Source organism: Paenibacillus sp. NAIST15-1 (assembly GCF_001894745.1).
GTDB lineage: Bacteria > Bacillota > Bacilli > Paenibacillales > Paenibacillaceae > Paenibacillus_B > Paenibacillus_B suaedae.
Genome location: NZ_BBYF01000015.1, coordinates 51,080 through 75,322, shown reverse-complemented (window position 1 = coordinate 75,322; position 24,243 = coordinate 51,080). Strand labels below are relative to the sequence as shown.

General features: G+C 47.3%; 16 protein-coding genes. 4 read left to right on the top strand and 12 right to left on the bottom strand.

The genetic code is table 11. From position 1 onward, the window contains the following. Positions 1-192: 192 nt before the first annotated feature. From PBN151_RS23605 to PBN151_RS23585, 5 genes are all read right to left on the bottom strand, one after another. Positions 193-681, bottom strand: coding sequence for a hypothetical protein (locus PBN151_RS23605; RefSeq protein WP_072730945.1), 489 nt, complete (start codon positions 679-681; stop codon positions 193-195). Positions 682-795: 114 nt separating this feature from the next. Continuing rightward, on the bottom strand, positions 796-1,137 hold the full coding sequence (locus tag PBN151_RS23600) for a hypothetical protein (RefSeq protein WP_139295413.1): 342 nt from the start codon (positions 1,135-1,137) through the stop codon (positions 796-798). A gap of 35 nt (positions 1,138-1,172) precedes the next feature. Then, the gene (gene rlmH, locus PBN151_RS23595) at positions 1,173-1,652 is read right to left on the bottom strand and encodes a 23S rRNA (pseudouridine(1915)-N(3))-methyltransferase RlmH (protein WP_072730943.1); all 480 of its coding nucleotides are present in this window, start codon (positions 1,650-1,652) and stop codon (positions 1,173-1,175) included. A gap of 154 nt (positions 1,653-1,806) precedes the next feature. Continuing rightward, a complete protein-coding gene (locus PBN151_RS23590) occupies positions 1,807-4,167 on the bottom strand; it encodes a PEP/pyruvate-binding domain-containing protein (protein ID WP_072730942.1) in 2,361 nt (786 codons plus the stop codon). Between the two features lie 107 nt (positions 4,168-4,274). Next, complete coding sequence (locus PBN151_RS23585) at positions 4,275-4,898, bottom strand: TetR/AcrR family transcriptional regulator (RefSeq protein ID WP_072730941.1); 624 nt, start codon at positions 4,896-4,898, stop codon at positions 4,275-4,277. A 217-nt stretch (positions 4,899-5,115) separates the two neighbouring features. Here PBN151_RS23585 and PBN151_RS31490 point away from each other — a divergent pair, with 217 nt between their 5' ends. Further along, positions 5,116-5,283, top strand: coding sequence for a hypothetical protein (locus PBN151_RS31490; RefSeq protein WP_155987339.1), 168 nt, complete (start codon positions 5,116-5,118; stop codon positions 5,281-5,283). A gap of 81 nt (positions 5,284-5,364) precedes the next feature. On the opposite strand, the gene PBN151_RS23580 is transcribed toward PBN151_RS31490, so the two are convergent. Both PBN151_RS23580 and PBN151_RS23575 read right to left on the bottom strand, forming a co-directional pair. After that, the gene (locus tag PBN151_RS23580; protein WP_072730940.1) at positions 5,365-11,550 is read right to left on the bottom strand and encodes a phosphodiester glycosidase family protein; all 6,186 of its coding nucleotides are present in this window, start codon (positions 11,548-11,550) and stop codon (positions 5,365-5,367) included. A gap of 148 nt (positions 11,551-11,698) precedes the next feature. Then, positions 11,699-12,700 (bottom strand): helix-turn-helix domain-containing protein, encoded by a 1,002-nt coding sequence (locus PBN151_RS23575; protein WP_072730939.1) that lies wholly within the window; start codon positions 12,698-12,700, stop codon positions 11,699-11,701. 505 nt (positions 12,701-13,205) lie between these two features. On the opposite strand from PBN151_RS23575, the gene PBN151_RS23570 reads away from it, so the two are divergent. Next, positions 13,206-15,356, top strand: a complete 2,151-nt coding sequence (locus PBN151_RS23570) for a YhgE/Pip domain-containing protein (protein WP_072730938.1) — start codon at positions 13,206-13,208, stop codon at positions 15,354-15,356. 187 nt (positions 15,357-15,543) lie between these two features. Then, positions 15,544-16,869 carry an MFS transporter gene (locus PBN151_RS23565; RefSeq protein WP_072730937.1) on the top strand — a complete coding sequence of 442 codons (1,326 nt, stop codon included), beginning with the start codon at positions 15,544-15,546 and terminating at the stop codon, positions 16,867-16,869. Between the two features lie 191 nt (positions 16,870-17,060). On the opposite strand, the gene PBN151_RS23560 is transcribed toward PBN151_RS23565, so the two are convergent. From PBN151_RS23560 to PBN151_RS23550, 3 genes are all read right to left on the bottom strand, one after another. Beyond that, positions 17,061-20,060 carry a YhgE/Pip domain-containing protein gene (locus PBN151_RS23560; RefSeq protein ID WP_072730936.1) on the bottom strand — a complete coding sequence of 1,000 codons (3,000 nt, stop codon included), beginning with the start codon at positions 20,058-20,060 and terminating at the stop codon, positions 17,061-17,063. Between the two features lie 39 nt (positions 20,061-20,099). Beyond that, the gene (locus PBN151_RS23555; protein ID WP_072730935.1) at positions 20,100-20,693 is read right to left on the bottom strand and encodes a TetR/AcrR family transcriptional regulator; all 594 of its coding nucleotides are present in this window, start codon (positions 20,691-20,693) and stop codon (positions 20,100-20,102) included. A 305-nt stretch (positions 20,694-20,998) separates the two neighbouring features. Beyond that, positions 20,999-21,742: an MBL fold metallo-hydrolase gene (locus tag PBN151_RS23550; RefSeq protein ID WP_072730934.1), complete on the bottom strand. Its 744-nt coding sequence runs from the start codon at positions 21,740-21,742 to the stop codon at positions 20,999-21,001. Positions 21,743-22,163: 421 nt separating this feature from the next. Between PBN151_RS23550 and PBN151_RS23545 the strand changes: the two genes are divergently transcribed. After that, entirely contained in the window at positions 22,164-22,490 is a 327-nt protein-coding gene (locus tag PBN151_RS23545; RefSeq protein ID WP_021257521.1) for a YxeA family protein, read from the top strand. A 159-nt stretch (positions 22,491-22,649) separates the two neighbouring features. Here PBN151_RS23545 and PBN151_RS23540 read toward each other — a convergent pair whose 3' ends face one another. Together PBN151_RS23540 and PBN151_RS23535 are read right to left on the bottom strand one after the other, a co-directional pair. After that, positions 22,650-22,820, bottom strand: a complete 171-nt coding sequence (locus PBN151_RS23540) for a CxxH/CxxC protein (protein ID WP_005545397.1) — start codon at positions 22,818-22,820, stop codon at positions 22,650-22,652. Between the two features lie 106 nt (positions 22,821-22,926). After that, positions 22,927-24,171, bottom strand: a complete 1,245-nt coding sequence (locus PBN151_RS23535; protein ID WP_072730933.1) for a S1C family serine protease — start codon at positions 24,169-24,171, stop codon at positions 22,927-22,929. Positions 24,172-24,243 lie beyond the last annotated feature (72 nt).

Genomic DNA, 24,243 nt, shown 5'->3' with positions numbered 1-24,243 from the left:
TTCCAAGAAGTATTTCTCCCCTAGTCATTTTCTTCTAAGACATTTAAATAAACACTCTCCATAATTTACCACAGTTAATATAGCAGAAAAACGGACGATAGAGACATCTTTATGTCTATTAAATAGAAATACCTACTTGGAATTACGCGAGTTTGTTGTTCAAAGGAAATTTCGTGCTTGGTATTTGTTTCATCAATTAGTTGGCTCGTTTTTGGGTTTAATGGAAGTCATTTTAATTTGGGTGAGGTTTTCTAAGTTGATTTCAATTTGTAATTCGGTATGCTCATTAATAGCGATTAGGATTTTATCTTTAATTTCTAAGCTTTTTATAGGGTTTGAATTTTCAAAAAATATTCCCCATACCAAACGGTCTTCAGCATCCGTACAAGCAATAAATCCTTCATTTCCCATTTGACCATCACCGCCACAGATTTTCCTGTCTTGATAATCAATACTGACCCATTCATCAACGATCGTCCAACATTCAACATTATACTTTGATATGCTTTCAATGGTTGTGTCACACAAGGGAGAGCAATAAAATTTACTTTCATTTGTGTTGGGGTTATATGCGCTGTAACAACTTAAGATTGTTACAGTGCCATTTGGAAAGATGATGCTATTAATGCCGGGCAGTTCATGCTTTTCAAGATTCCAATGTTCCGCAACAACAATATTCATAATAAATCCCCCTTTATATCTTAAGTTACTAATATATACAGCTACTTGTTGAGGACTATTAAGCTATATAATCTAGTAATCGTTTCCTTAGAAATTTTTTCACTGTATAGGCCTTCATTTTGCTTCCAGTGTAGCAATGCCCTTTTTCATAGAGATCGTGAACTGAGGATAAGCAAGATTGTATTGAACTCCAATGCCAACTGTAGATAGTAAGCGTTGGGTGTACATACTTACAATTTGAGTAACTTCGGAACCCCGATTGTACTTCTCATAGAAATATTCCTTGATCTCACACGAGGTGTCATTACCAAAAACCTCAGCACTCCATGTTCCCATACGCTCTTCATAAGGGAAAGCACGTTCTATTGGCCCATCTGGATGAAATAGTAGAGGGATTGTTTGAAAGCAAGAATGAATTTTATCGGAACGAGGGAGCAGCAAAGGTTTCGGCTGCATCCAATTGTTCCATCTCCGGCGAAAATTTTTCGCCGTCACTTATGGTACGGTTCACCTCGGTTTATCTTCACGGCACGGTAAATTTGCTCCACGAGTACCAAGCGCATCAACTGGTGCGGCAGCGTCATACGCCCGAAGGACAGCTTCGAATTGGCACGGCGGAGAACAGCATCAGATAGCCCGTTGGAACCACCAATCACAAAGGCTACATTGCTTGTCCCGTACGTCGCCAATCGATCGAGCTGCGAGGCTAAGTCCTCGCTCGACCAGAGCTGTCCGTCAATCGCCAGTGCCACGACATGGGCATCCGGCTTAATATGACCAAGAATACGCTCGCCCTCACGATCCTTAACCTGCTCCAGTTCGGCATCACTCATTTTCTCTGGTGCCTGCTCGTCCGGTACCTCGGACACTTGGAATTTCACATACGGTGCGAGCCGCTTGCTGTACTCCGCAATGCCCTGCACCAAGTATTTCTCCTTCAGTTTCCCTACGCATACCAATTGAATGTTCATTGTTGTCGTTTACCCCGTTTCCTGATCTTGATCGTAATATAGAAAAGGAGAGCAGCGCACGCCCTCCCTTGATACAGCCATTATGCCTCTAGTGTACCCGACATCTGCTTCCTTCGTCCATGTCGGTGTTCTCGCTGCTTGATAGCTACGTACACTACCCCCTCAATATGTGTACGATGCCATGGCCCCCATCCACGATGACCCGATCCCCTGTCCGCAATCTCGTTGTTGCATTGCCGCAGCCTACGACAGCGGGGATGCCCAATTCCCGTGCTACAATAGCCGCGTGTGAGAGAGGTGCCCCGACATCCGTAATAATGGCAGCGGCTCTTGGGAACAATGGCGTCCAGCCAACATTTGTCGTAGATGCCACTAGAATCTCGCCCGATTGCAGTTGGTTGCCTTCCTCAGGCCGGTTCAGAACACGGACAGTCCCTTCTACTCTGCCGGAAGCGCCGGCAAATCCTGTGAGCCCAGTCCCATCTTCCACGACTGTAGGCATGGATGCATCGAAGACATCGACTCTTCGCTCTGGATTGTTCGCCCACTGAAACGGATCGAACCGCCCACGAATCAACGTAGGCAGCGGCGGCAGCGTCAAATATTTCTCGTATGTCTCCTTACGGGCAGCAACATGCTTCATGCCTGCGCCATCTCCAGCAAGCAGCCTCTGCACTTCCTCCTTATACAGAAAGAACACATCGCTCCTCACATCGCTGATTTTCCCCACCTGCAATGCAAATGCACGAATGACGCGGTACACCCGCACAAATTCGGATCGCGTCTCCTCTCTTAGATGAGCATACTCCGATGCCTTGGCAATCTGCTTCTTTATGTGCTTCGCCTTTTGCGGATATTTCTGCTCAAACCGTTCCCAGGCATCTTCATATTGCGACCTCTGACGGTTCAGAAGCTGCTCCACATTCGTGTCCGATCTCTCATATTCTTCGATTTGAATCTCTAGCCACTTCGGATCCTCTCCCGGGTGAGGAAGAGATAGTTCAAATTCATGCGGGCCGCGATGGCCGTATTGCTTCAGGTATTCTTCGCGACTCATCGTCCCTTGGAGCACCTGCGATATGCCGATAACCGGCCCAAGGCTGGCCAATCCGGACTTTCCTCGCAAATTCGACATTAACGCATTCGCAGTCTCCATACCAGAGAGCTTAGTAAGTTCCTTATTCAGCTTATAACTCGCATCCCCAAATTTCCGTCCACCTGCTATTAAGCCCCACCATGACTTGCATGTATAAGGCCACAGCTCATCACTCCATATGCTACACAGTTCCTTACGCGAACTTGTTGCCTGAATACGATTTGTCATCCTCGCACACCAATCGGGATTGTCAGCGAGGTACTGCTCGATATCCTCAAGCGTAGTCTTGACCTTCTTCGCAAAACGAAAAATAGACGGAGTTATTTTTGTAAACACATGCCACCGAGAATAAGGATATACGGGAAATTCCATTCCCTCTGGAATCTTGCCAAGTGTTTGGGACAATTTATCCAGACTCTTTGCAAGCGGTACTCCCAGTGCCGGAAATATAGACACCGGCAAACTTATATTTGTATATGCCCTCCCACATATATTGCCCGACATAATGCGGAAGCCCGATATCATATTTGATTCCTCATCAAGTGCCCTTAATACGGACCATGTCAGCGGCGTCATGACGTCTGGAGTGGCTTCGCCGATATTCGTATTCGTCCATAAGAAATCGCCGGAGTTCGTGTCATTCCATTCATACGTATCCAGATTCCCCAGCACTAGCGTAGTGATCGGTCTCGTCTGGAGAATATATAGTTTACCTTCCGCTACAGCCCACTCGATATCCTGCGGACTTCCCAGTTCTTCCTCCAGCTTAGACGCTAGTCGATAGAGTTTAGGTGCATACCGCTTAAACTCTTCGGGCCCTTCGTACCTCCCTTTTGGTCTTCGGAGTGCAAATGAGAAAGCGTTGGCCTCACCCGATACGAGTTGCTCACCCAATCCATGCACATAATTGCCTACCATAGCTGCATAGCTGCCTGTAATCGGATCAGCAGTGAAAAGGACACCCGATAGCTCGGAACGAACCATGATTTGAATGACGACCGCGATTTCATGCGCCTGCTCCATTCCTTTTACGGCACTATAAGCCTCCACCCGTTCAGAGCTTTTGGAGTCATATACCCTCCTAATTGCCTCTCGGATTTGCTCATCCGTCGTTACGTTTAGTACCGTCTCGAACTCCCCTGCATAAGATGCTTGCGCAGAATCTTCGCTAAGCGCCGAAGATCTTACCGCGAATGCCACCTCCCCATGGTGGCTGCGCATACGCTTCACATAGACTTGCACGGCTGACCAAGCCTGTACATGTAGCTCCCCATCCTGAAAAGCCGACGTCAGTACGACGATACCCTCCGGCACAGGATATTTATGCTGATACATCCAAGCCAGCATGCTTCCTTTGCCTCCGGCATCTGCTTGCAATGCTGGCGTTAATTCCTCGAAATGCACAACCATTTTTCCCATGAGCAGCTGCTCCTCCCATATGCTTTCCCCGAATACATACGGATGCTGATTGAACCTCATGATGGCGATTGATGATAATCGTTATTCGAGAAATATCGCTTTCTCCCTTATTTGTAAAAGCTCTGTCTAAACATGTCGATATATTCGTCCGCTTCCTTCACCATATGCACATAATCATCAGAGTTTATCTGCATTGCATTTGCACGTTTCATCTTATCCTTTAGAAATCCATGGAACGTCCAGACGATGATATTAATTGCTTTGTCGATATCCAAGCCTTCCTTGAACTTAGAACGATCGAACCCTGCAAGCACTTTGCCGAACGCTTCCTGCGTCAGTCCCTTATTTCGCTGCTCGATGTGCGGCCTAATGTCGCTTGCCGTCTCGATATATGCGGCGTTTAGAAATTCGAACAGCTCCGGATACTGCATAAGCAGCTCCCATCTCACCTGTTGAACCTGCCTAAATCGAATAAAGAAATCCTTCTCCTCTAGATTGATTCTGCCGTAAAAAAGGCTCATAACCTTCTCAACCCCATAATCATACAAAGAGAGAAACAGCTCCTGCTTGTTATTGAAATAATGGAACAATAATCCTTTCGATATCCCAGCCCCTTTCACCATCTCATTGGTGGATGCATGCTCATATCCTTTTCGTACAAATTCCTTCATGGCTGCGTTTATGATTCGATCCTGCTTTTCTGTAGATAGGGTTATAAACTTCGAATTCATCGCGACTGTCACCCTTTAGTTGTTTACTTCAAATATTTGGTAATTATTATCATAATCACGTTGACCATTTTGGTCAATATGCAAATTAAAAAGCTTTGCCCTTCATTCACAAAAAAATAAAAACTTTTGTACCCAAACGCGTAAAAGCATGATAGAATACGTCTATGCAAATATTTACATGGTATTTATCAACAACTACTACTTGGAGGTGTTAAGAATGGCGACGATCATTCTGTACATGGCTTACCTGCTTATTCCCGTACTCAGCTTCCTGTTTCTGTTCAACCTGCTCGACAACAATAAGAAGAGAACACAATACTCCGTCACCTACGCATCCGTGATGTCGGCATTCTGCTTCATCGTGTTCTTGTCGGGCCAACTGTAACCTAGCAATCATTAAATTGACATGCAAAAGGGGCTGGATATCCAGCCCCTTTATTTGTGCTTCCCTATTAGGTTTTATTGCTTACTCAGATACATGGTTCATGATTCGCTCCAAGAAGACAACAGCCTCTGCTCTCGTAGCATGTCCCTGCGGAACAAGCTTCTGTCCGTTGCCTTGGATCAATCGCTCACGAAGCAGACTTGCCAAGCTATCCTTCGCATAATCCTGAATTTCACGGTAATCTGTAAACGCCTGAAGCGCATCTGCATCCCCTGTCGCGCTCAACTTGCTGAATTGCACAAGTGCACGCGCCGTAATCGTGAACATTTCCTGCCGTGTAATCTTATCGTTCGGGCCAAATGTCCGTGCGTCCCTACCCTGCACAACTCCATGCTCTTTCGCAGCAGCAACAGCATCTGCGTAATAGGCATTCGCAGGAACATCCTCAAATCCGCTCATCGACTGCACAGATTGCAGATTCAACACGCGTGTCAGCAGGACGATGAAGTCTGCACGTGTAACTTGCGTATTCGGAGCAAAGCGATCCGCTCCAAGACCCTGAATGATTCCTCTGGCAGCTAACGACTCAATAGCCGTTTTCGCCCATTCCAGCTTATTGATGTCATGGAACGTTACCGCAGAGAAGCCAACTGCATACGTACCAAGCTGCTTCACTGCAAATTGTACCGTTCCTGTCTTTGCATCATACTTTGCATTTGGAATGATAGTAGGGCGTCCTTGCTCATCTACACCCCATACAACGATTGCATGTGGACGAGTCAACTCATCTGTGCTTGGCTGATACGGAATCGCTACCTGCATAGCTGCTCCGACTGCAATGTCCTTCAGCGCTTTTCCATCTACGCGCAGTTCCAACTGAACGGCCGGACGATTTGCAGTACGTCCAAGCAACTCTGTTCCCCATGCACTGCGATCCGGTTGAACGATGGCGACATCAATCGTCTTCGCTCCTTGTGGAGTTTTCCCACTCGCCACATTCGAAGGAAGCGTCACACCTGCATGAGGTGTAACAACCTCATATTGCTGCTTTAGAGAAGCATCTGTCAGTGCCGAAGATGGCATGGATACAAGAATATCCCGTACCTCTTTGTCTGCCGACACTTCAATCCGAACCTTCTTCACACCATTCGAGTCCGGCTTCAAGCTGTCAGCAGCTTCCCCCAATACCTCAGCAGGGATGACTGCCTTCGCTGTTGTACTACCTGCATCCCGCTTCGCTTGTACCACAATCTTGCCATTCTCCAGCTTCGCTGCTCCTGGATCTGGCTTCGGCGGCTCTGGACGCTTGTTCTCTTCCTTGGAACTGTTCGAACTCGAATTGTCCGTTGACGGATCCGGAATATTTGGCTTATCTTCTAGTTCTACCTTCAGTTGGAAGTCTGCATACTTCGTTGCATCTGCCGCACTCATCACCCGAATGACGGCTGTTCCCGGCTTCAATGCCTTCACAAGCCCGCTCAGCGTTACACTTGCAACTCCTTCTGAAGAAGAACCATACACAGACCATACAACGGATTTATTGCTTGCGTTGTCCGGCAATACCGTTGCATTCAATTGCAACGTATCTCCGATTTTCAACGTTCCTTCGTTACGGTCAATTCGAACTTCGTCAATGCGAACCTCTGGCAATCGATCGACCGTAATAAGACTATCTGCATACACCGATTCCACGACGCTCGTCGCCCGTACGATTGCAGTCCCCAGCTTAAGTCCGGTTACCACTCCATCTGCGCTTACCGCCGCAACGCCATCCTCTGACGATCCATAGACCGACCACGTAACAGAACGATCATACGCTTGGTCTGGCAGAACCTTTGCATTCAGCTTAACGCTTTCGTTCACAGCCAAGTTTACACTCGGCTGATCAAGCACTACCGAAGTAGGAGGCTTACTCTCTAGTTTTCGTATCGAGAATTCATCAATGACTACATCATTACTATTCTTCACGAGAAACTTCATCTCGTTGCCAACAACCTCAACGGCTACATAGATTTGCGCCTTCGTTCCATCTATTTTGTACTGCCAATCTTGTGGCACAACTTCATAGAACTTCGGCCCAGAGGAGCCTGCAATGATGTAAGTGGTGCCCTCTCCCTCCCCGACGGGCTTGCCACCGCGGAGTGGATACGTACGCAGGTAAACATGATCATGGCCATTCAAGGCTACGTCCACATTAAGTTCATCAAATGCGGATGTCCAAGCTTCGCGAATACGCTTCTCATTATTCTTGCTGCCATATGGACCACGATGAAACGTGACGATTTTCCACGTTTTATCCGTTGCAGCCAAGTCACGGCGCAGCCATTCCTTCTGCTCCTCGAAGTCGTACTCACTATTCAGCACTGCAATATGAGCGTTATGATAATCAAATGAATAATTGCTGCCCTTTAAGCTGTCTATTCCATTCTGAGGATTGTTGAAATGGGCAAGGAAATCATCATTTTTCCGAGTACCCGTTACCTCGTGGTTGCCGACCACCGATACAACTGTCGTCTTCAAGAACGTATCCTGTACGGCCTTGAACCACATATTCCACTCGGCCTCTTTAAATCCGTTCTCTACCATATCGCCAGCCTGAAGGATAAAGTCATAATCAGGTTGATCGGTCACTGCTTTTCGTACAATATTGCTCCAGAGTTTGAATCCTGCCTCATCTTCGGATTGGGAATCGCCGAAGAAGAGGAATTTCGTACGTGTACCGTCCAGCTCAGCCGTCTTGAATGCGCCCTGCTCACTCACCTTATCGCTGCCGTTGCCAACACGGTATACATATTCCGTTCCCGGCTCAAGTCCTTGCACAACTGCCTTGTGTACACGAACTGTACCGATATCCCACGTATGGAGCATATTGCTCGTACCGTTCGCACGAATGACATTCGCATTGTGAAAATCGACGAAGTCCTTCTTCTTCACGATCTCTACTACTGAAGCATCCACGTTAATCTTCGAATGCCATGTAAAGCCGCGAGAAGTTGCAGGATCTTCTCCCATCGACACACTGATGTTGTAAGGCAATTCGCTGCCCGCTAGCGGGGATACCTTGAACTTCACAACCGGACTGAAGCGTACTCCCTCGTTCGCTTGCAGCTCGTATTCGCGTACCGTCCCCGTCAGTTTATTCGTGGTAAGCTTGCCGTCAGCGCCCGTTACACCTAACTCTATTCCATCACGTGTCACGATACGCGCTCCCTGCACCGGAGCACCAGCCTCATCTACAACCCCAAGCACAGTGTCTTGCCCCTCAGCTACACCGTCTGCATTCCAATTCAAGCGTAAATGATACTGAATAGCTGCGTGCATAGGCAGACCGAAGAAGCTAAAATCGGTATTTCCCTTATCTGCCAATGCAATGCTTCCGGATTGAAATTCAACCTTAAATGTGCCCGACACATCCGATTTCAGGTGATATTCAATCCGTGCAAGCGATTCGTCATCCTTCAAGTTCAACTGATTCACATCAGACAGCTTCAGGTTCACTTTCCCATCCGGGGCAATATGATGCTCGATATTAGCGGGAGCAAGTTTATCGCCTGCAACTACTTCTATTTTTTCTATCAAATTCGGGTCAACCTTAAATCCGACTTCAGCACGTTTAATATTGGAAGGCTTATATCCTTTGACCTCTACCTTATAAACATTGCCTGCATATGCATTGTCTGCTCCCGTATATACCAGCCTCGATGCCCCAGTATCGACTGTGAACATCCATTCTTTCTCTGCTCGATTCCCGTTTAGGTCACGAATTTTGACCATCACGACATGAACACCGTCTGCCAAAGGTACATTTGGTGTGTAGTGGATTTCACCCTTAGGTGGATAAAATCCATGCTGCACCAGCTGTCCGTCCACATACATGCGTACCTTATCAGGATCAATTAATGTTGTTCCCGGATGCTTAATCGGATCATATCCGAAATCTTCACCGTACACATGAATTCTTGGAGTCGAGGTATGAATCGTGCTGCCGTCAACTGGAGAGAAGTCCTTTAGCACTGGAGGATCCATGTCATCCATGTTCGGGCCATACAGCGCTCGGATTTGATCGATATAGAGAGTCCCATCGTTCTTGTTTGTATTTTTCGTCTCCATATATCGAATCGGCATGGAAATTTGAAGCGGAAGAGGTCTTCCCTTTGGAACCGCTGCCTCGATATACTTCCATCCTTTGAAATCAAGACCCGTCTTCTCATCCGTATAATCAATATCTACTGCAGCCCCATTGCCGTCTCGCAGCTGGCCGCGCAACCAGTGCTTTTGACCGTCACCATACACCCATACGCTTATTTTTTCCGGATAGCCAGGAATATCAATATACTGATCCTTGCTCTTCGTATTGATGTATGCGCCTGATATCCCCACTGTATCCGTGAAGTCATACTCCAGCTTTGCAGCCTTGCTGCCGAACCGAACGAATTCCTCATCCGTCGTCTCACTGAGATTCACGCGCTTGTATCTTGCACCACTTTCTTCCAAGTAACGATCCAGACCATTCTCGAAATCTTCCAACACGACAGGCTTCAGCCCTATATTTACTTCCATTGATGCCTCGACATTACCGTACTTGACGATAATTTTGCCATTCTTATCCGTTTCTAACGTCGCGGTAAATAAACCGTTAGCATCAATAGAACCGATCGGGCCCTCGACCTTCCACTCAAACTGGCGATTATCGGAGATAACAACCTGCCCATCTCGAACAGCCGTTACCTGCATGCTCACTTGTTCGCCAGAAGAGAAAGCCTTTACCTTGTCAGGCAGTATGAGATCTGTCAAATCCTTCACAACCTCGACTTGACCTTGCCCCTTTACGTTACCTGTTGCCGCTTCCACATTTGCGATCCCTGCAGTAGATCCAGCCGTAAACTTACCATCCCCTGCTATCACTCCAAATGGGGGATCTACAGCCCACTGCAATGCACCTGTATATGGAGCAGGATGCCCATTGGCATCTACCCCAGCTGCTGCGAATTTGAAGGTTGAGCCAACGAGCACTCGCTCCATATTTGGCTGTACGACTAACTTCGAAGCAGTCCCTTGCTCTGGTGCCTTATTTACGAGCAGCAATCCGTTTGCCGTCTTGCGCTCACTGCCGTCAGATGGGCGATTCAGCACCTTGCGAGTTAGTTCGCCCGGCAGCTTCGCTACGAACGTGGACGAGCCGCCACCATCTAGGCATAGCGCATTGACGACACCCATGTCCTTCAGCACCTTGCCGAAATCATCATAGGATACACCTTCACTAAATCCAGGTGCACGACCGTCAATCACCATCATGATAATGGAGCCGTCAGCCTTCGTTCCAATTGCTACTCGTGGATAGAGTGCCTTATCTGGATGCTCTTGTGCCACGCCGTCCTTGACCAGCATGAACACACCGCCGACTGCCATTTTAACGTCCTTCCACTCATCCTCCAGCTCGAAGCTCGCTGAGATTTCATCCCCTACCTTCAGCTGACCGAGGATTTTGCGGTTCTCTGTTCCCGAAGCAGACAACACAACCTTTCCCGGGGCAAGCGGCGAGTCCCCTTTGTCTTTGCGTAGTTCCGCGACCTTGAGTTTTAAAGTGCTGCCACTCTTTACTTCTCCCGACAATACATCTAGGATAACTTCGTCGCCTATATCATTTGTTTTGGTCGAAGTATGGAATGCAGATGTAAATAAGGACAGCTTGTCGGCATTTTCCCGCATCCGATTAATTTCTGATATTTCATAGTCTTTTCCGCCAATGTGGAGGGTACGCTTCAACTCAGGACTCAGTCCATATATGGACGTTCCATCCTTCTTCAATCCATAAGCATACCAATCCCATTTAGGCGGCGGACTCACTAATATTTCGCCGTCACCCATGAATAATCCAAGAGGCACGCCTGTCGTCATATCATAGAAGTCGCCGTTAATGGCTGCGATGACCCGATTGCCCGCCTTGTCGGCATTATCGGCCATCTTCGTAACACCCGCCATACCGTACACTTTTCCGTCCGTCATTCCAGGCTGCAAATCCAAGGAGGGATTCTTCGGATCGAATTCCACGTAATGAACCTTCTCTTGCCCTTGTGGGAGCTCCATATTGTTCCAAATATAATTCGCTCCTGGTGCAAGTTCCATCTTGCGCTCATCCGTAACTTTGGCGAAGCTTCCTGGAGCAGCACTTGACGCCATTGCCATACTAGTCCCTGTCGATGCAATCGTGGACCAGATCATACACAGTGATAGAACAACCGCCAACCGTTGTCGGATTTGTTTCATACGTAATGCGTTCCTCCTACCATCGAAATGTTCGAGAGGCCTTGTCCTCTCTATAACATGACCTAGTATAGTCGGCTGTCTCTGCAAAGTAATGAAACACATTTATCATTTCTTCGCCGATTCTACTCTTTACGGAATATAAAGATTTCTAGATACCGAACTGCTTCCGATACTCAAGCGGCGTCATATTCACGATCTGCTTAAATACTCGATTAAAATACTGCAGCGTCGTATATCCAGCAGCATTTGCAACCTCATACACTTTGAGATGTGGGTTCAATAGAAGTTCCTTCGACTTCTGTATACGAACCAGATTCACATAATCAACGAAGGAATAGCCATATCCGCGCTTGAATTGAGCACTGAAATAAGAGATACTCATCCCATATCGTTCACTTAATTCAGACAGCGACAGTTCCTCATGATAATGAGCGTGTATATAATCGCCGGCCCGCTGGATAAGCAGTCTTGCATTGTTCCTCCGCAACATATTCGTACGAGCCGCCCAATGCTCAGCCATACGCTGAAAATGGGGACCAATATCCGCTTCCCGCTCTGGCAGCAGATCCAAGTAAGTGATTTCATGCTTGCGGAACAAGCACCGCCACTGGGCATCCAGTTCCCGTAAACATTGGAATCCGGCCTCATCTGCGGTACGAGCATTTCGCATTAAACCCTGTACCAGTTGTTGCTGCTCCTGCAGCATGTCGACAGCTGTGAGGCTTCCGAGTTGGTGGAAGAACCGATAGATGTGCCCATATTGGGTGTGATATACACGATAATATCCTGCCAGCTTGCTGGCTCTTCTGAGCGCATCACTAACCTCATCACGCTTCCAAGGCTTCGGCAAGAACGCAATGGCGCCATATCGCATCGCTTGAAGCAAGAGCTGGTGATCCGACGAACGTCCTGTGAGCACCACCACGATCGGATGCTCCCTCTCAGATAACCCTCTAGCAAGAGTCAGACCGTCTACCCCGTTTCCTGACGTATCCGCTATTATGACTTCAGGCCATAATTTCTCAACCTGTTCCCACGCTTCCGGCTGGCTCCCTGCTTGTCCAATGACTGTATATCCTCCCTCTTCCACCATCTGCACGGCTTGCCTGCGCTCAATAACATCTTGATCCGCCAGCATGACCCGCAACATCAATATCAATGTCCCTCCTTCGCTACTTCTACTTGGTAATCAACGTTAGCATAGTCCGTTGCAATCTGGTCATGTTCACCCCAATCTTATCCAAATCTTAATAGTTAGGCGCAAACCCGTCCCCCTTTCATTCCCTTCTTTTATAAAGTGTTCCATATGGTGCTTGATGATCCCCTTCCTTATGTCTACTATTGATTACATGCATCTATACAAAAAAACTGCCGCACGCACTCTTCGATTTTCCATCATTCGCAATCGATACCTCCCTCTCTCAACAGGCTCACGTAAATTTACCGATAATCCGTCACCTCCGTATGCAAGCGCTTACTAAATTGTCTAAACTTAACTCCTCTGCTCGATTCAGCCTTGATTCATCAACGCATCATCAGTTCGTTCTAGTCCTTAATTTTGGGCATCACCTCCTTTATCGCATGTTTCCTGCCCGAACTACGCACAATGATAGCAATGCTGTCAATTTTAGAAATGAACGGGAGAACAGCCTTCTATGAAATCCTTCATCAACCTGTATGTAACTGATTTGAAACGCATTACGAGCAACTGGGCTGCCGCCATTGTCATCACTGGCCTTATCGCCCTGCCATCCCTATATGCATGGTTCAATATCCTGGCATCCTGGGATCCGTACAGCAACACCAAGGGGATATCCATTGCTGTCGCCAATAACGATACCGGCGATACACTCCTCGATAAGCCGATTAACATTGGCAAACAAATCATCGAATCGTTAAAGACAAACGAGGCCATCGGCTGGACATTCATGGATGAAAAAGAAGCACTGCGCCGTGCCGAGCGCGGACAAGTGTATGCCGCCATCATCATTCCAGCCGATTTCTCTGCGCGTATCGGTACCGTACTGACTGACAATCCCCAGAAGGCCGAGATCGTCTATTATGTAAATGAGAAAATCAATGCCATCTCGCCTAAAATTACGGGCAAGGGAGCCTCGGGCGTCATCCAGCAAGTTAGCTCCAACTTCGTTCGTGAAGCGAACCGCACCATTTTCAAAATATTTAATGAAGTAGGCATAGAGCTAAAGAATGAGCTGCCCACCATTGAGAAGGTCAAGAACCTTGTCTTCAAGCTGGAGAAAGGATTCCCCGAACTCATACATGTGGTCGATGTGGCACTTCGCGATACGGCAAAAGCAAATGACATTGTCGCTTCGGCCCAGCGCAATCTTCCACTGGTATCCCAAGTTGCCGAGGAAGGCGCCCGCTTTTCTCGCAGCGTCGCCGATCTGCTTAATTACAGCGAGCAAGGGATTGATACGATTTCTCCCTTTATCAAGCAGGATCTTAACTCCATCCATCAGACAGCACTGGCTATCCAAGACCTGACCTCCATTCTGCAGGATGCGGGCAGTGATCCTTCTATCGTGAAGGAGGCACTTAACCGTGCAGAAGGACGGCTGGATACGGCCGTCACCCTTGTGAATGGTCTGAACAACTGGTTCAATCGGCTCAACGGGCTTGTCCCAGGCGATCGCTTCAGCAGCACCATAGGCCGTCTGCAATCCATACGTGACAAGCTGGAGCGACAGTTAGCGATTGTTCGACAGATCTCAGGCGCGGTGGAGCGCGGTGAACAAGTATCGGCAGACCTGATTAATCAATTGAGTCGGATTTCCAAGGAAACAGCGGATGCCACCGGCAGCATACTGAATCGATATGATGATGAGATTAAGCCAAATATCGTTCAGGGCATCCAGACAGCCAAGCGTACCGTAGGCAATGCCCAAACCGTCCTTCAGGATGCGGTGAAGCATATGCCTGACGTGAAGACGATCCTGAACGATGCAGCTAAGCTAATTACAGTCGGCAGTGAAGAAATTAAGAAGATACAGCAAAGTCTGCCTGAAGCGCAGTCCAAACTAACTAACATTGCAGATCGGATTCGCGAACTGGAGGCACGCGGTGATATCAACGAGATTATTGATTTGCTGAGAAATAACTTCGAGAAAGAGAGTGAGTTCTTCGCCGAGCCCGTCGTGTTGAAAGAACATAAACTGTTTCCAATACCGAACTATGGTTCGGCCATGTCACCATTCTTCACTACATTATCTTTATGGGTCGGCGCCCTGCTCCTGGTGTCGCTTCTGACGGTGGAGGTACATGAGGAAGGCGCAGCGTATAAGGATTATCAAGTATATTTCGGCCGCTATCTCACCTTTGTAACGATTTCCCTGCTGCAGTCTTTACTTGTGACCTTAGGCGATTGTTACCTGCTGAAGGCATATGTGTTGAATCCATTCTGGTTCGTCATCTTCGGCATGCTGCTTAGCGGCGTATTTATGCTAATAGTATATACGCTCGTATCTGTTTTCGGCAACGTGGGCAAGGCGCTGGCCATCGTGCTGCTTGTCCTCCAGTTGGCGGGATCTGGGGGTACCTTCCCGATTCAAGTAACGCCGCCGTTTTTCCAAGCGATTCATCCGTATTTGCCTTTTACCTACGGCATTAGCATGATGCGTGAGGCAGTTGGTGGGATTCTGTGGGATGTGGTGCAGCGCGACCTGCTCATGATGTGTGTCTATATTGCGATCACGCTCGTTATTGGTTTGTTGTTAAAAACACCACTGAATCGCTCTAGTGCCAAGTTCGTGCGCAAGGCGAAAGAGAGCAAGCTGATCCACTAGTGCATATCCAACTGTAATCCAACGACCAGTACAATCAGAATGGTCGCCAATAACCCTTTAACCATATTAGCGGTAGCAGTACAATTAAGCTCCCCGTGAGTCCTAAATCGAACATTTCACCCCCTTCCTTGTTCATCGAACCATGATACAATGGAAGATGCCAACATGGACAATCGGGGGAACGCTCATGCGCTTATATCAACAAGTATGGACAGACGTGAAGCAATGGGATCGGAACATTAAGCTGTTTTTTGTCGCCAACTTATGCTTCCAAGTGGGCGGTGGCATGTTCATGGTGCTTTATAATTTGTATATTCAATCACTCGGATATAATGATGATATGAATGGGACACTCATCAGCCTGCAATCTCTTGCAACGGCTTTGATGTTTGTTCCAATCGGCTTTTTAGGGGATCGCACGAGCCGGAAGAAGGTTCTCATTTTCGGCGCACTGCTGACAGGAATAGGATTCATTGGACGCGCCTATGTTGAATCTGTGATGAGCTTGAACATGCTCGCGATCTTCTCAGGACTTGTCGCTTCGGCATTCCAAGTCATCGCAGTCCCATTCCTTGCAGAAAATGCGCAGAAAGAACAGCGACTACAGCTCTTCAGCTACCACTTTGCTCTAGGCTTAGCCGCTCAGGTGCTCGGCAGCATGGGGGGCGGCGCATTGGCCGACATACTTCAATCCGTCGGATGGAGCAAGGTTGCTAGCTTGCAGACGGTGTTGATGCTAGGGGGAACGGCTACATTAGCCGCCTTTCTACCGTTGCTCGCCGTTAAGGAGGTTCGCAAGCAGGACGTTCTTAGGGTAGAAATAGAGGCTGAGGATAGGAAACCAGCACAGGCAGCGGCTTCAGTAGAAGCTCCTGTACAAGCTGAGACATCCCCGATGCCTCAACCGGCTGCAGAATGGCGCGATATCCGCCGCCTCACCTTCTGTCAGCTGCTTGTAGGCTTAGGCTCAGGACTCGTTGTGCCTTACTTGAATTTATATTTCACGAATCGATTTAACGCTTCTATTACCGCTGTCGGCTTCCTGATCTCACTTGGGCAGATCATGACGATTATCTCCATGCTCATTGGACCAACACTGGTGAAGCGGATCGGACAGGTGCCTGCAATCGTCGTGTTCCAGATGCTGTCCCTCCCCTTCTTGCTGCTTACTGGATTTACAAATGCAATCTCCATTGCCATCGTGAGCTTCCTGTTCCGGCAAGCGCTTATGAATGCGGCGAATCCAATTCAATCAGCAGTCATGGTTGACCGTATCTCGGATTCACGTCGCGGAATTGCCAACTCCTTAACACAGACCGCCTTCATGCTTGGCTGGGCGAGTATGGGAACCGTACAATCGTATCTGGTCACCACTTACGGTTACTATTGGGGCTATGCGCTAACCTTCAGCATTACCGGTGTCCTGTACGTAACCTCATCCATCTGTTATTTCACGATGTTCCGAGAGAAACGGATTCCAAAGGGTCTTCAGGCGGAGGGAGTCACTACATAAAACAGGATCAGCAGCCTCCTCGCTCTGGACAACATCCTTAACAATAACAAAATCGCTGCCTGATAACCCAGGCAGCGATTTTTATATAATCTATATGATGATTGCATAATACGACTATTTACCATTTACCCTAATAAAACCTCTTACTGTTCTACTACAAGACTATTCGCCTGCAAATCTACAATCTACACCTACAACAGCTTACTTTCCTTCGCTTTCTTCAAGAACTTATCGCTGTTCTTATTAATTGTCTTCTTCAAGCCTATACCAAGTACAAAAGCAATTCCGATATAGATCAATAGGATAAGTACATGCTTCGTCACAACATCCCATAGAATTCCCCCGACTGCCTCACGCATAATGCCTATCGCATGTGTGAACGGCAGGAACGGATTCAGCTTCTGGAAGAACTTCGGCGTCATTTGAATCGGGAATGTACCACCAGAGGCCGCCAATTGGAACACAAGCAATACAATGGACAACGCCTTACCTACATTACCGAATACCGATACCAACGTATAGACGATGCTGACGAATATGATACTGATGAAAATCCCGAACGCGAAGAACCAGAACTTGTGCACGACATAGGTTTTGAGCAGGAACATGTCCCCCAGTGTCACGATCATACTCTGACATATACCAATCGTCACGAAGGTCAGCCAGCGTCCAAAGTACACTTGGTAGCTCTTGTAGTCATGCTTATTCTCGATGTCTACAATCAGCATGGAGATGAGCAGCAAGCCGCCGACCCACAATGCCAATGTCGAGAAGAACGGTGACATCGCTGAACCGTAATTCGGTACAGGGAACAGTTCATGCTGATTAAGCAATACCGGCTCCGCGAAGAACTGGCTTTCCTTAGCCGCATCCTTACGAAGCAAGTCAATGACTTGATCCAGATCACCTTTTTCTTCGAATTCACGGATTTTGGATGCAATATCTTTTACTTTCTTTTTGATTTCTGGGAATTTGTCACTGAATTCATCCAGTCCATCTTCCCCCGTGTGAATCTTGCCCTTCATATCAGCCAGTTGGGTCTCGACCTCTGGAATCATTGAGAACATTTCTTTTTTCACGTTCTTGATGAAATCCAAGCCTTTGCGAGAATCTTTGACACCCTTGTCGAAGGCAGGTACAACATCCGAATCGATCTTCCCGATTACTTTATCAATGGACGCGCTCGTATCCTTCGAGGAATCATATATCTTCTGCAGCGCATCCTTCGTCGGTTGATTCGCTTTGCCAGCCGCTTCACTCGCACGCTTCAGCATATCCGACAAATCTGCCAGTTTCCCTTTTACCTTATACATACTATCGGCGATGTCCGTAATGGCACCATCATCCACCGTTTGCTTCATTTTCTCTGTTGAGGCGATAATTTTATCCGCCAGGTTCTGCCCGTTACTGATGTGGTTCTTTGCATTATTGATTTGATCGATCACCTTATCCGCCGTATTGCGGTTCATGATCTTATCTGTCATTTCAATGACATTGCGAGTGCTGTCCTGCATCTTATCGATCATCTTCAGAGCATCGCGATTCAATGCTTGCATATCTCCGCGGATCGTATGGAATCGCGGTTTAATTCCATTATCATAATCGCTAACGAGCTGAGCAACGAGCTCACTTGCTCTTGCTGCCGCTTCTGCGCCAATCTGCTTGCCGCCAGCCAAGCGATCCTGCAGCAGTGTGAGCTTCGTCTCCATGCCCTTCAATTGAGCAATCAACAGATCAGTGTCTATGCCTGTCACTTGAGCCAGCTTGTTCAGCTGATCCTTGTACTTCTCTAAGGAGCCTAATGTGAGCTTCAACTGATTCGTCATATCCTCGACAGCTGCATTCAGCTTGTCGGTTAATGAAGCATCCGTCGCACTGCCCTGAATAAGCTTGTTGACGCGATCAACTTTCTCCTGCAGCTGACCGAGATGCTCTCGATACGTCTTTCCTAATCGTTCTGCATCATCGAATGCCTTCGCTACCGTCGGCGCAACCTGTGAATTCAAGCTTGTTCTCGCTTTATCCAAAATCGAGTTGACTTCGATTGCCTTATTGCGAATATCCCTCAGCTTATCATCTGCAATCGACTTCGCAGACTCTACGGTTTTTTGTGCTTCATCCAGACGCGTCTTCAGATCCTCCGCGCCCCGCTTCGCGTCATTCAAGGACGTGAGCACATTATCAAATAGACCATTATTCTTCAAATTCCGATCTACATCTTCAACCGTCGTAATGAGGCGCTGCAAGGAATTCATCCCAGACTCCACTTCGACACTCTTCTTGGCCAGCTCTGTCTCTACCTTGCCAAGATCGAAGTCGGAGTTCATGATATTCTCCACGACCTTCGATGTATCCGTTGCGACACCCTGAAGCTTCCGCAGATTGTCTTTGACAACCGGTACTTCCTTATGGAAGGAATCACTGCCCTTATCGAGCATATTCTCCGCATCTGTAATTACCGAATCCGGTCGGTTCTCGTAGCGCTTGATGACGCGGATGGCAGACTCTGCCTTGCTAATGAAGTCCTTCGCCTTGATGATATCAACTTGGCCTGTCTTCATCAGCTTCTCGATCTCCGGCAGCTTCTCCTCCAATTTGAAGATGTTATCTCTAAGCTTCTTAATGTCCGGCTCATTCGTTTCAAGCTTAAGGCCAACATCATTGAAAATATCGAATATCGCTTTGTTCGCTGTCTCTACGAAGTTGCTGCTAATGTTCGACACCAGCGTCGAGGCTCCTGCCCCCGCAACCTTCGGCGAGATCGCATTTATCTTTTCATTAATATAATAATCAAGCTGTGCCTTCTCTGGATGATCCGAGATGACGGATGAGATCTTCTCAGAGAAATCCTCTGGGATAACAATGGCTGCATAATAATCGCCATGATTGACCCCATTGATTGCCTCATCCTTCGTAACAAATCTCCAACCTAACTTCTCATTTTCCTTTAACTGTTCAATAACCTTTGCCCCAACATCAAGATCCTTGCCTTCTACCTTGGCACCCTTATCCAAGTTCGCAACCGCAACCGATACATCCTTCGTATTGGAGTACGGATCCCATGACGGGAGAATGTTGAACCATGCATATAGGGAGGGCAGGATCACTACTGCTAAAATAACAATAATTGCAGCAGGATTTGTAATAATGTTGCGAAGATCCGTTTTATAAATGTGTAAGATGTTCTTCATCCCACTGCCACCACCGTTCTACTTATAATATGTAATGCGTTATCCAATTCTAGCAATCCCCTTCTGAGCTGCCCCATTCAGCAAATAAAATTCAAGCAAATGAGGAATTTGATCCTGATGGATAGCCTTCGCACGCTTCGGCCATTCCACTACAAGCGCTGCGTAAGTCTTAATAAATAGGAAAGCAGTCAGCTCAGCATCACAATTCTGCAGCTCGCCTGAATCAATAGCTAGTTCTACCTGCTCTTTCACAAAGTGCTGAAGCGCATCTTCCACCTTGCTCATCTCAGACATCACAATCTCGGTCCCCATCTCCCGCATCTCGTGTGTGAGAATAACCATCATCTCATGCTTTGAGCGGAATTCCAACACATTGTGCAGAGTACGGTGCAAGTTCTCTGTGAAGGTTCTCTCTGGATGAACGGATGACTGTGCAACTTCCAGTATGTCTTGAATGAATCTATTCATAATGGCTTCCAACAGCTCTTCTTTTGTTGGGAAAAAACGATAAATCGTCCCCTTGCCCACATGTGCAAGTCTCGCTATCTGATCCATTGTACTGCCTTTATAACCATATAATGAAAATGACTGTGTTGCTGCCTCTATAATCCTCGTTCTTCGATCTACGATCATACGGATTCCTCCTTTCTGCAAAGAGGCGATTACGAACAGGTTCTAGAACTACAGAACTAAATGTGAATTTCGGTCACTCATTCTTGCTATTATACTTCCAGTAAAATGAATTTGCAAGAAACGACACCTTTTAGACACAAAAAAGCGCCCTATCTCATTGACAGAACGCTTGTAACCGTTTTCCTATAGGTGACTTGCATCCGTTTGTAAGTAGTTCGATAAAACACCACTACCAATCGAAACTTTTATTTTCATCTATGTTTCTCTCAACATCGTGCTTCATTGGCCACTTCACTTCGTCCATTCTACTTCACAGCGCTGCCGTTCATAGATACCGCTCCCCACTTCCGTTCTGCTTCCTGAATGGCACAATCCATTTGAGATGTCGGCTTCATAAGCATCACCCCATGTCCTACTGCGAGCAGAGTAGGCTGTAACGCCCTTAACTTGATTGCACTTGCCAGCGCAGCCTCGTTATTCCAAGTCGCCATAGCTGGGAATGGGAACAGCGGCTTAAGCATCCCCGATACTGCGATTCCTCCTCGAATTTGGAAAGCATCGCCGGCAATCAGCGCACCATCTCTCGTATCATAGAAGGCCATCATGCCTGGTGTGTGACCTGGTGCAAGCACGGCACGCAGAGATCCCACCATCTGACCGTCTTGAAGTAGAACATCCGGCTTCGTACGAATTGCCCCTTCCTTCGGCACATCTCCACAAATAGGCGTTGCTGCCTCACCATCTTCCAATGAGCAGTTCCCCTGCAGCAGCTTGGCATCACGCGCTGAAATCATCACCTTCGCATGAGGAAGCTCCTGCTTCAAGGCATCCAATGCTCCGATATGATCACCATGTGCATGAGTAAGCAAGATACGTGTAATTGGCTTTCCAATTTGCTTAGCCGCCTTCAAAATACGAGCAGCACTATAAGGAAGAGCAGCATCGACTAATGTCAGCTCATTTTCCTCTTCAACGAAATAACAATTCACAGGAAACAAGCGTGGCAGGAAAGACAGTTGAATAATATGACCTTGCTTACGCATACGCATGGATGACCATTCCTCTCTAACTAATGTTAATTATATATTAACTAATTATATTAGTTTTTGCAAGAATGAATTTCCTCATCGTGTTAAAAATCATACCTAATTATGTATAAAGCTTACCGTGCATATTCAATTTACGATAGACGAATCTGTCGGTATCCCGATTATTTATCGTTTTCCACTATCCACATGTGGATAATTGTATTTTACCGTCCAAACGCCCCTTATCCACATATTCATCCACGTTATCACCAACCCTGCGCAGCATGTTCATAAGTTGTTCAATGCTCCCCTATTCACTCGCTTTTCCTTCACTTGCCACATGACAGAACTGTAAGGCTGTGTTGGGTAAATCGATTTGTCCTGTTCTTTGTTGCTGTTATGATAAATGCTAGAACTACGTAAACTCGGAGGTATCTGCATCATGAAGAGACTAATTGCTTTATTCGCAGTCATCACATTGTTTGCAAGCATTCTTGTCGGCTGTGACTACAATCGAAACGGCAAGCAGCAATATTATGTTCAAACCGTTGGCGATCCTAATGACAATGGAGAATATACCCTACCCGCATTCGATGAGAAAGGTAATGAGCTGAAGCTCACCTTTATGAAAACAGGGGAAAACCGCAAATTTAAAGAGCATGCGTTTTTACGCGTATATGTAAAAGATACGGATCGTGTAACCGCCTACGAAGAAGTAAGCAAGGATGAGCTTCCTACTAAGGTGAAGGATAAGCTGAATATCAAATAATAACGAGCTTCATTTGATTCCATATGGAACAACGCAAAAAAACAAGGGCGCATCCCCACCTCGGGGGTGTGCCCTTGTTCTATACACGCAATTGAAGTGTATGAACGATTGTGCCCGAACCTTCATGAAACGGACAGGATCATTCATCCTACGACAAGATTACACGACTAGAAACTTCGCCTCTTGCTCGCAATCCATACAGCACTTGATTGGCCGTTCCCAATCACTGAATTCAACGCCATCCAGATCGACAACGTCGGGGGCATCTTCGAACTCATCTACAAAATTGTCAATTGCCAATTCTACATGCTCTTTACAGACTACGTACATGTCGTTCCCTCTTTCTCGCTTATCTTGCTGTCTTATTACGTCCATCATAACATAAATAGGCCCGGTACGGGTGAAGACATTTGATTTTCCCATCTTTGGATATCACTTAACCGGCCTGCTGCGGCTTATCCTCAAGCTGCACAGTCGTCATCATCAGCTTGCCCTCGCGATAGAAGTGAACTTCCATCGTCTCGCCGACCTTCTTCTTCTCATATAAATATTTGCGCAGATCTCGGGTCTGACCGATCGTTTCATTGTCGAAGCGGACAATCACATCATTCAGCTTCAGTCCTGCCTTCTTCGCCGGCCCCGTAGCCTCCAGTACAATAACTCCGTTCTTCACGTCTTGCGGAAGCTTGAGATCATTGCGCTGCTCCTCCGTAATCGGAGCATAAGGATTCGTCAGATCGACCGTATATACACCTAGATAAGGCCGAATAACCTTGCCATTCTTCATAATCTCGTCTACTACGGTCATCACTTCATTCGTAGGAATCGCAAATCCGAGGCCCTCAACGCCAGTCGTCGCGATCTTCATCGTATTGATGCCAATAACCTGCCCCTGTAAGTTCACAAGTGCTCCGCCGCTGTTGCCCTCATTAATTGCCGCATCCGTCTGAATGACCCTCTGCTCCCAGTCATATACACCATCCTGGTTCAAGGATACCGGGATAAGTCGATTCGTATAACTGACGATGCCAGCTGTCAGTGACCCGCCTAGGCCAAGCGGATTGCCAATTGCGACGACGGTTTCCCCGAGACGCAGAAGGCGTGAATCGCCAATCTCTGCCACCGTGGATACACCTGCATCATCAATAAGAAGAACGGCAATATCCATTACCCGATCCTTGCCAATGAGCTCTGCATTTTTGCGCTGCCCGTTCGAGAGCACCACCTCTAGCTTATCCGCCCCCTGTACGACATGTTCATTCGTCAGGATGAACGCCTTGCCGTCATCGCGCTTAATAATGACACCTGAGCCTAGATTTGTGTCCTTCTCATTATCAGTCTCTGCTGCCACTCGCTTCTGCTCATTGACGATGCTGACCACCGCAGGCCCAACCTTATCGGCTACAGTCACAATACGATCATAGGGATCAACCGTCCCCGTTCGGTTAATGGTCACAGGCTGTGTGACTGAACCTGTTCCCACAATCCAGCTATATAAAATAACGGCTGACAAGGCACTAATCACCGAGCTCACAATAGCCACTTGGACGGTGGACCACCTGCGGCCGGATTGAGTTGTCTTGCCCAGTGTCCATCCCGTTCCTGTCTCTCGCTCCTGCCATCTGCGCTTTACCTTGCCAGATACCTTTGTCGAGAAAAAATCATCATCAAACAAGCTCATCCGAACAACTCCCCTCAACCCTCCAACCGGGATCGATCCACGGGTTGAACCACTGCCTTCGCAGCATCATTA

Excerpts from the sequence above, each read along its gene's own strand:
- PBN151_RS23560 (WP_072730936.1), bottom strand. The coding sequence starts at position 20,060 with ATGAAGAACATCTTACACATTTATAAAACGGATCTTCGCAACATTATT.
- PBN151_RS23600 (WP_139295413.1), bottom strand. The coding sequence starts at position 1,137 with ATGCAGCCGAAACCTTTGCTGCTCCCTCGTTCCGATAAAATTCATTCT.
- PBN151_RS23580 (WP_072730940.1), bottom strand. The coding sequence starts at position 11,550 with ATGAAACAAATCCGACAACGGTTGGCGGTTGTTCTATCACTGTGTATG.
- PBN151_RS23570 (WP_072730938.1), top strand. The coding sequence starts at position 13,206 with ATGAAATCCTTCATCAACCTGTATGTAACTGATTTGAAACGCATTACG.
- PBN151_RS23555 (WP_072730935.1), bottom strand. The coding sequence starts at position 20,693 with ATGATCGTAGATCGAAGAACGAGGATTATAGAGGCAGCAACACAGTCA.
- PBN151_RS23605 (WP_072730945.1), bottom strand. The coding sequence starts at position 681 with ATGAATATTGTTGTTGCGGAACATTGGAATCTTGAAAAGCATGAACTG.
- PBN151_RS23535 (WP_072730933.1), bottom strand. The coding sequence starts at position 24,171 with ATGAGCTTGTTTGATGATGATTTTTTCTCGACAAAGGTATCTGGCAAG.
- PBN151_RS23550 (WP_072730934.1), bottom strand. The coding sequence starts at position 21,742 with ATGCGTATGCGTAAGCAAGGTCATATTATTCAACTGTCTTTCCTGCCA.
- PBN151_RS23540 (WP_005545397.1), bottom strand. The coding sequence starts at position 22,820 with ATGTACGTAGTCTGTAAAGAGCATGTAGAATTGGCAATTGACAATTTT.
- rlmH (WP_072730943.1), bottom strand. The coding sequence starts at position 1,652 with ATGAACATTCAATTGGTATGCGTAGGGAAACTGAAGGAGAAATACTTG.
- PBN151_RS23575 (WP_072730939.1), bottom strand. The coding sequence starts at position 12,700 with ATGTTGCGGGTCATGCTGGCGGATCAAGATGTTATTGAGCGCAGGCAA.
- PBN151_RS23565 (WP_072730937.1), top strand. The coding sequence starts at position 15,544 with ATGCGCTTATATCAACAAGTATGGACAGACGTGAAGCAATGGGATCGG.
- PBN151_RS23545 (WP_021257521.1), top strand. The coding sequence starts at position 22,164 with ATGAAGAGACTAATTGCTTTATTCGCAGTCATCACATTGTTTGCAAGC.
- PBN151_RS23585 (WP_072730941.1), bottom strand. The coding sequence starts at position 4,898 with ATGAATTCGAAGTTTATAACCCTATCTACAGAAAAGCAGGATCGAATC.
- PBN151_RS23590 (WP_072730942.1), bottom strand. The coding sequence starts at position 4,167 with ATGGGAAAAATGGTTGTGCATTTCGAGGAATTAACGCCAGCATTGCAA.
- PBN151_RS31490 (WP_155987339.1), top strand. The coding sequence starts at position 5,116 with ATGGCGACGATCATTCTGTACATGGCTTACCTGCTTATTCCCGTACTC.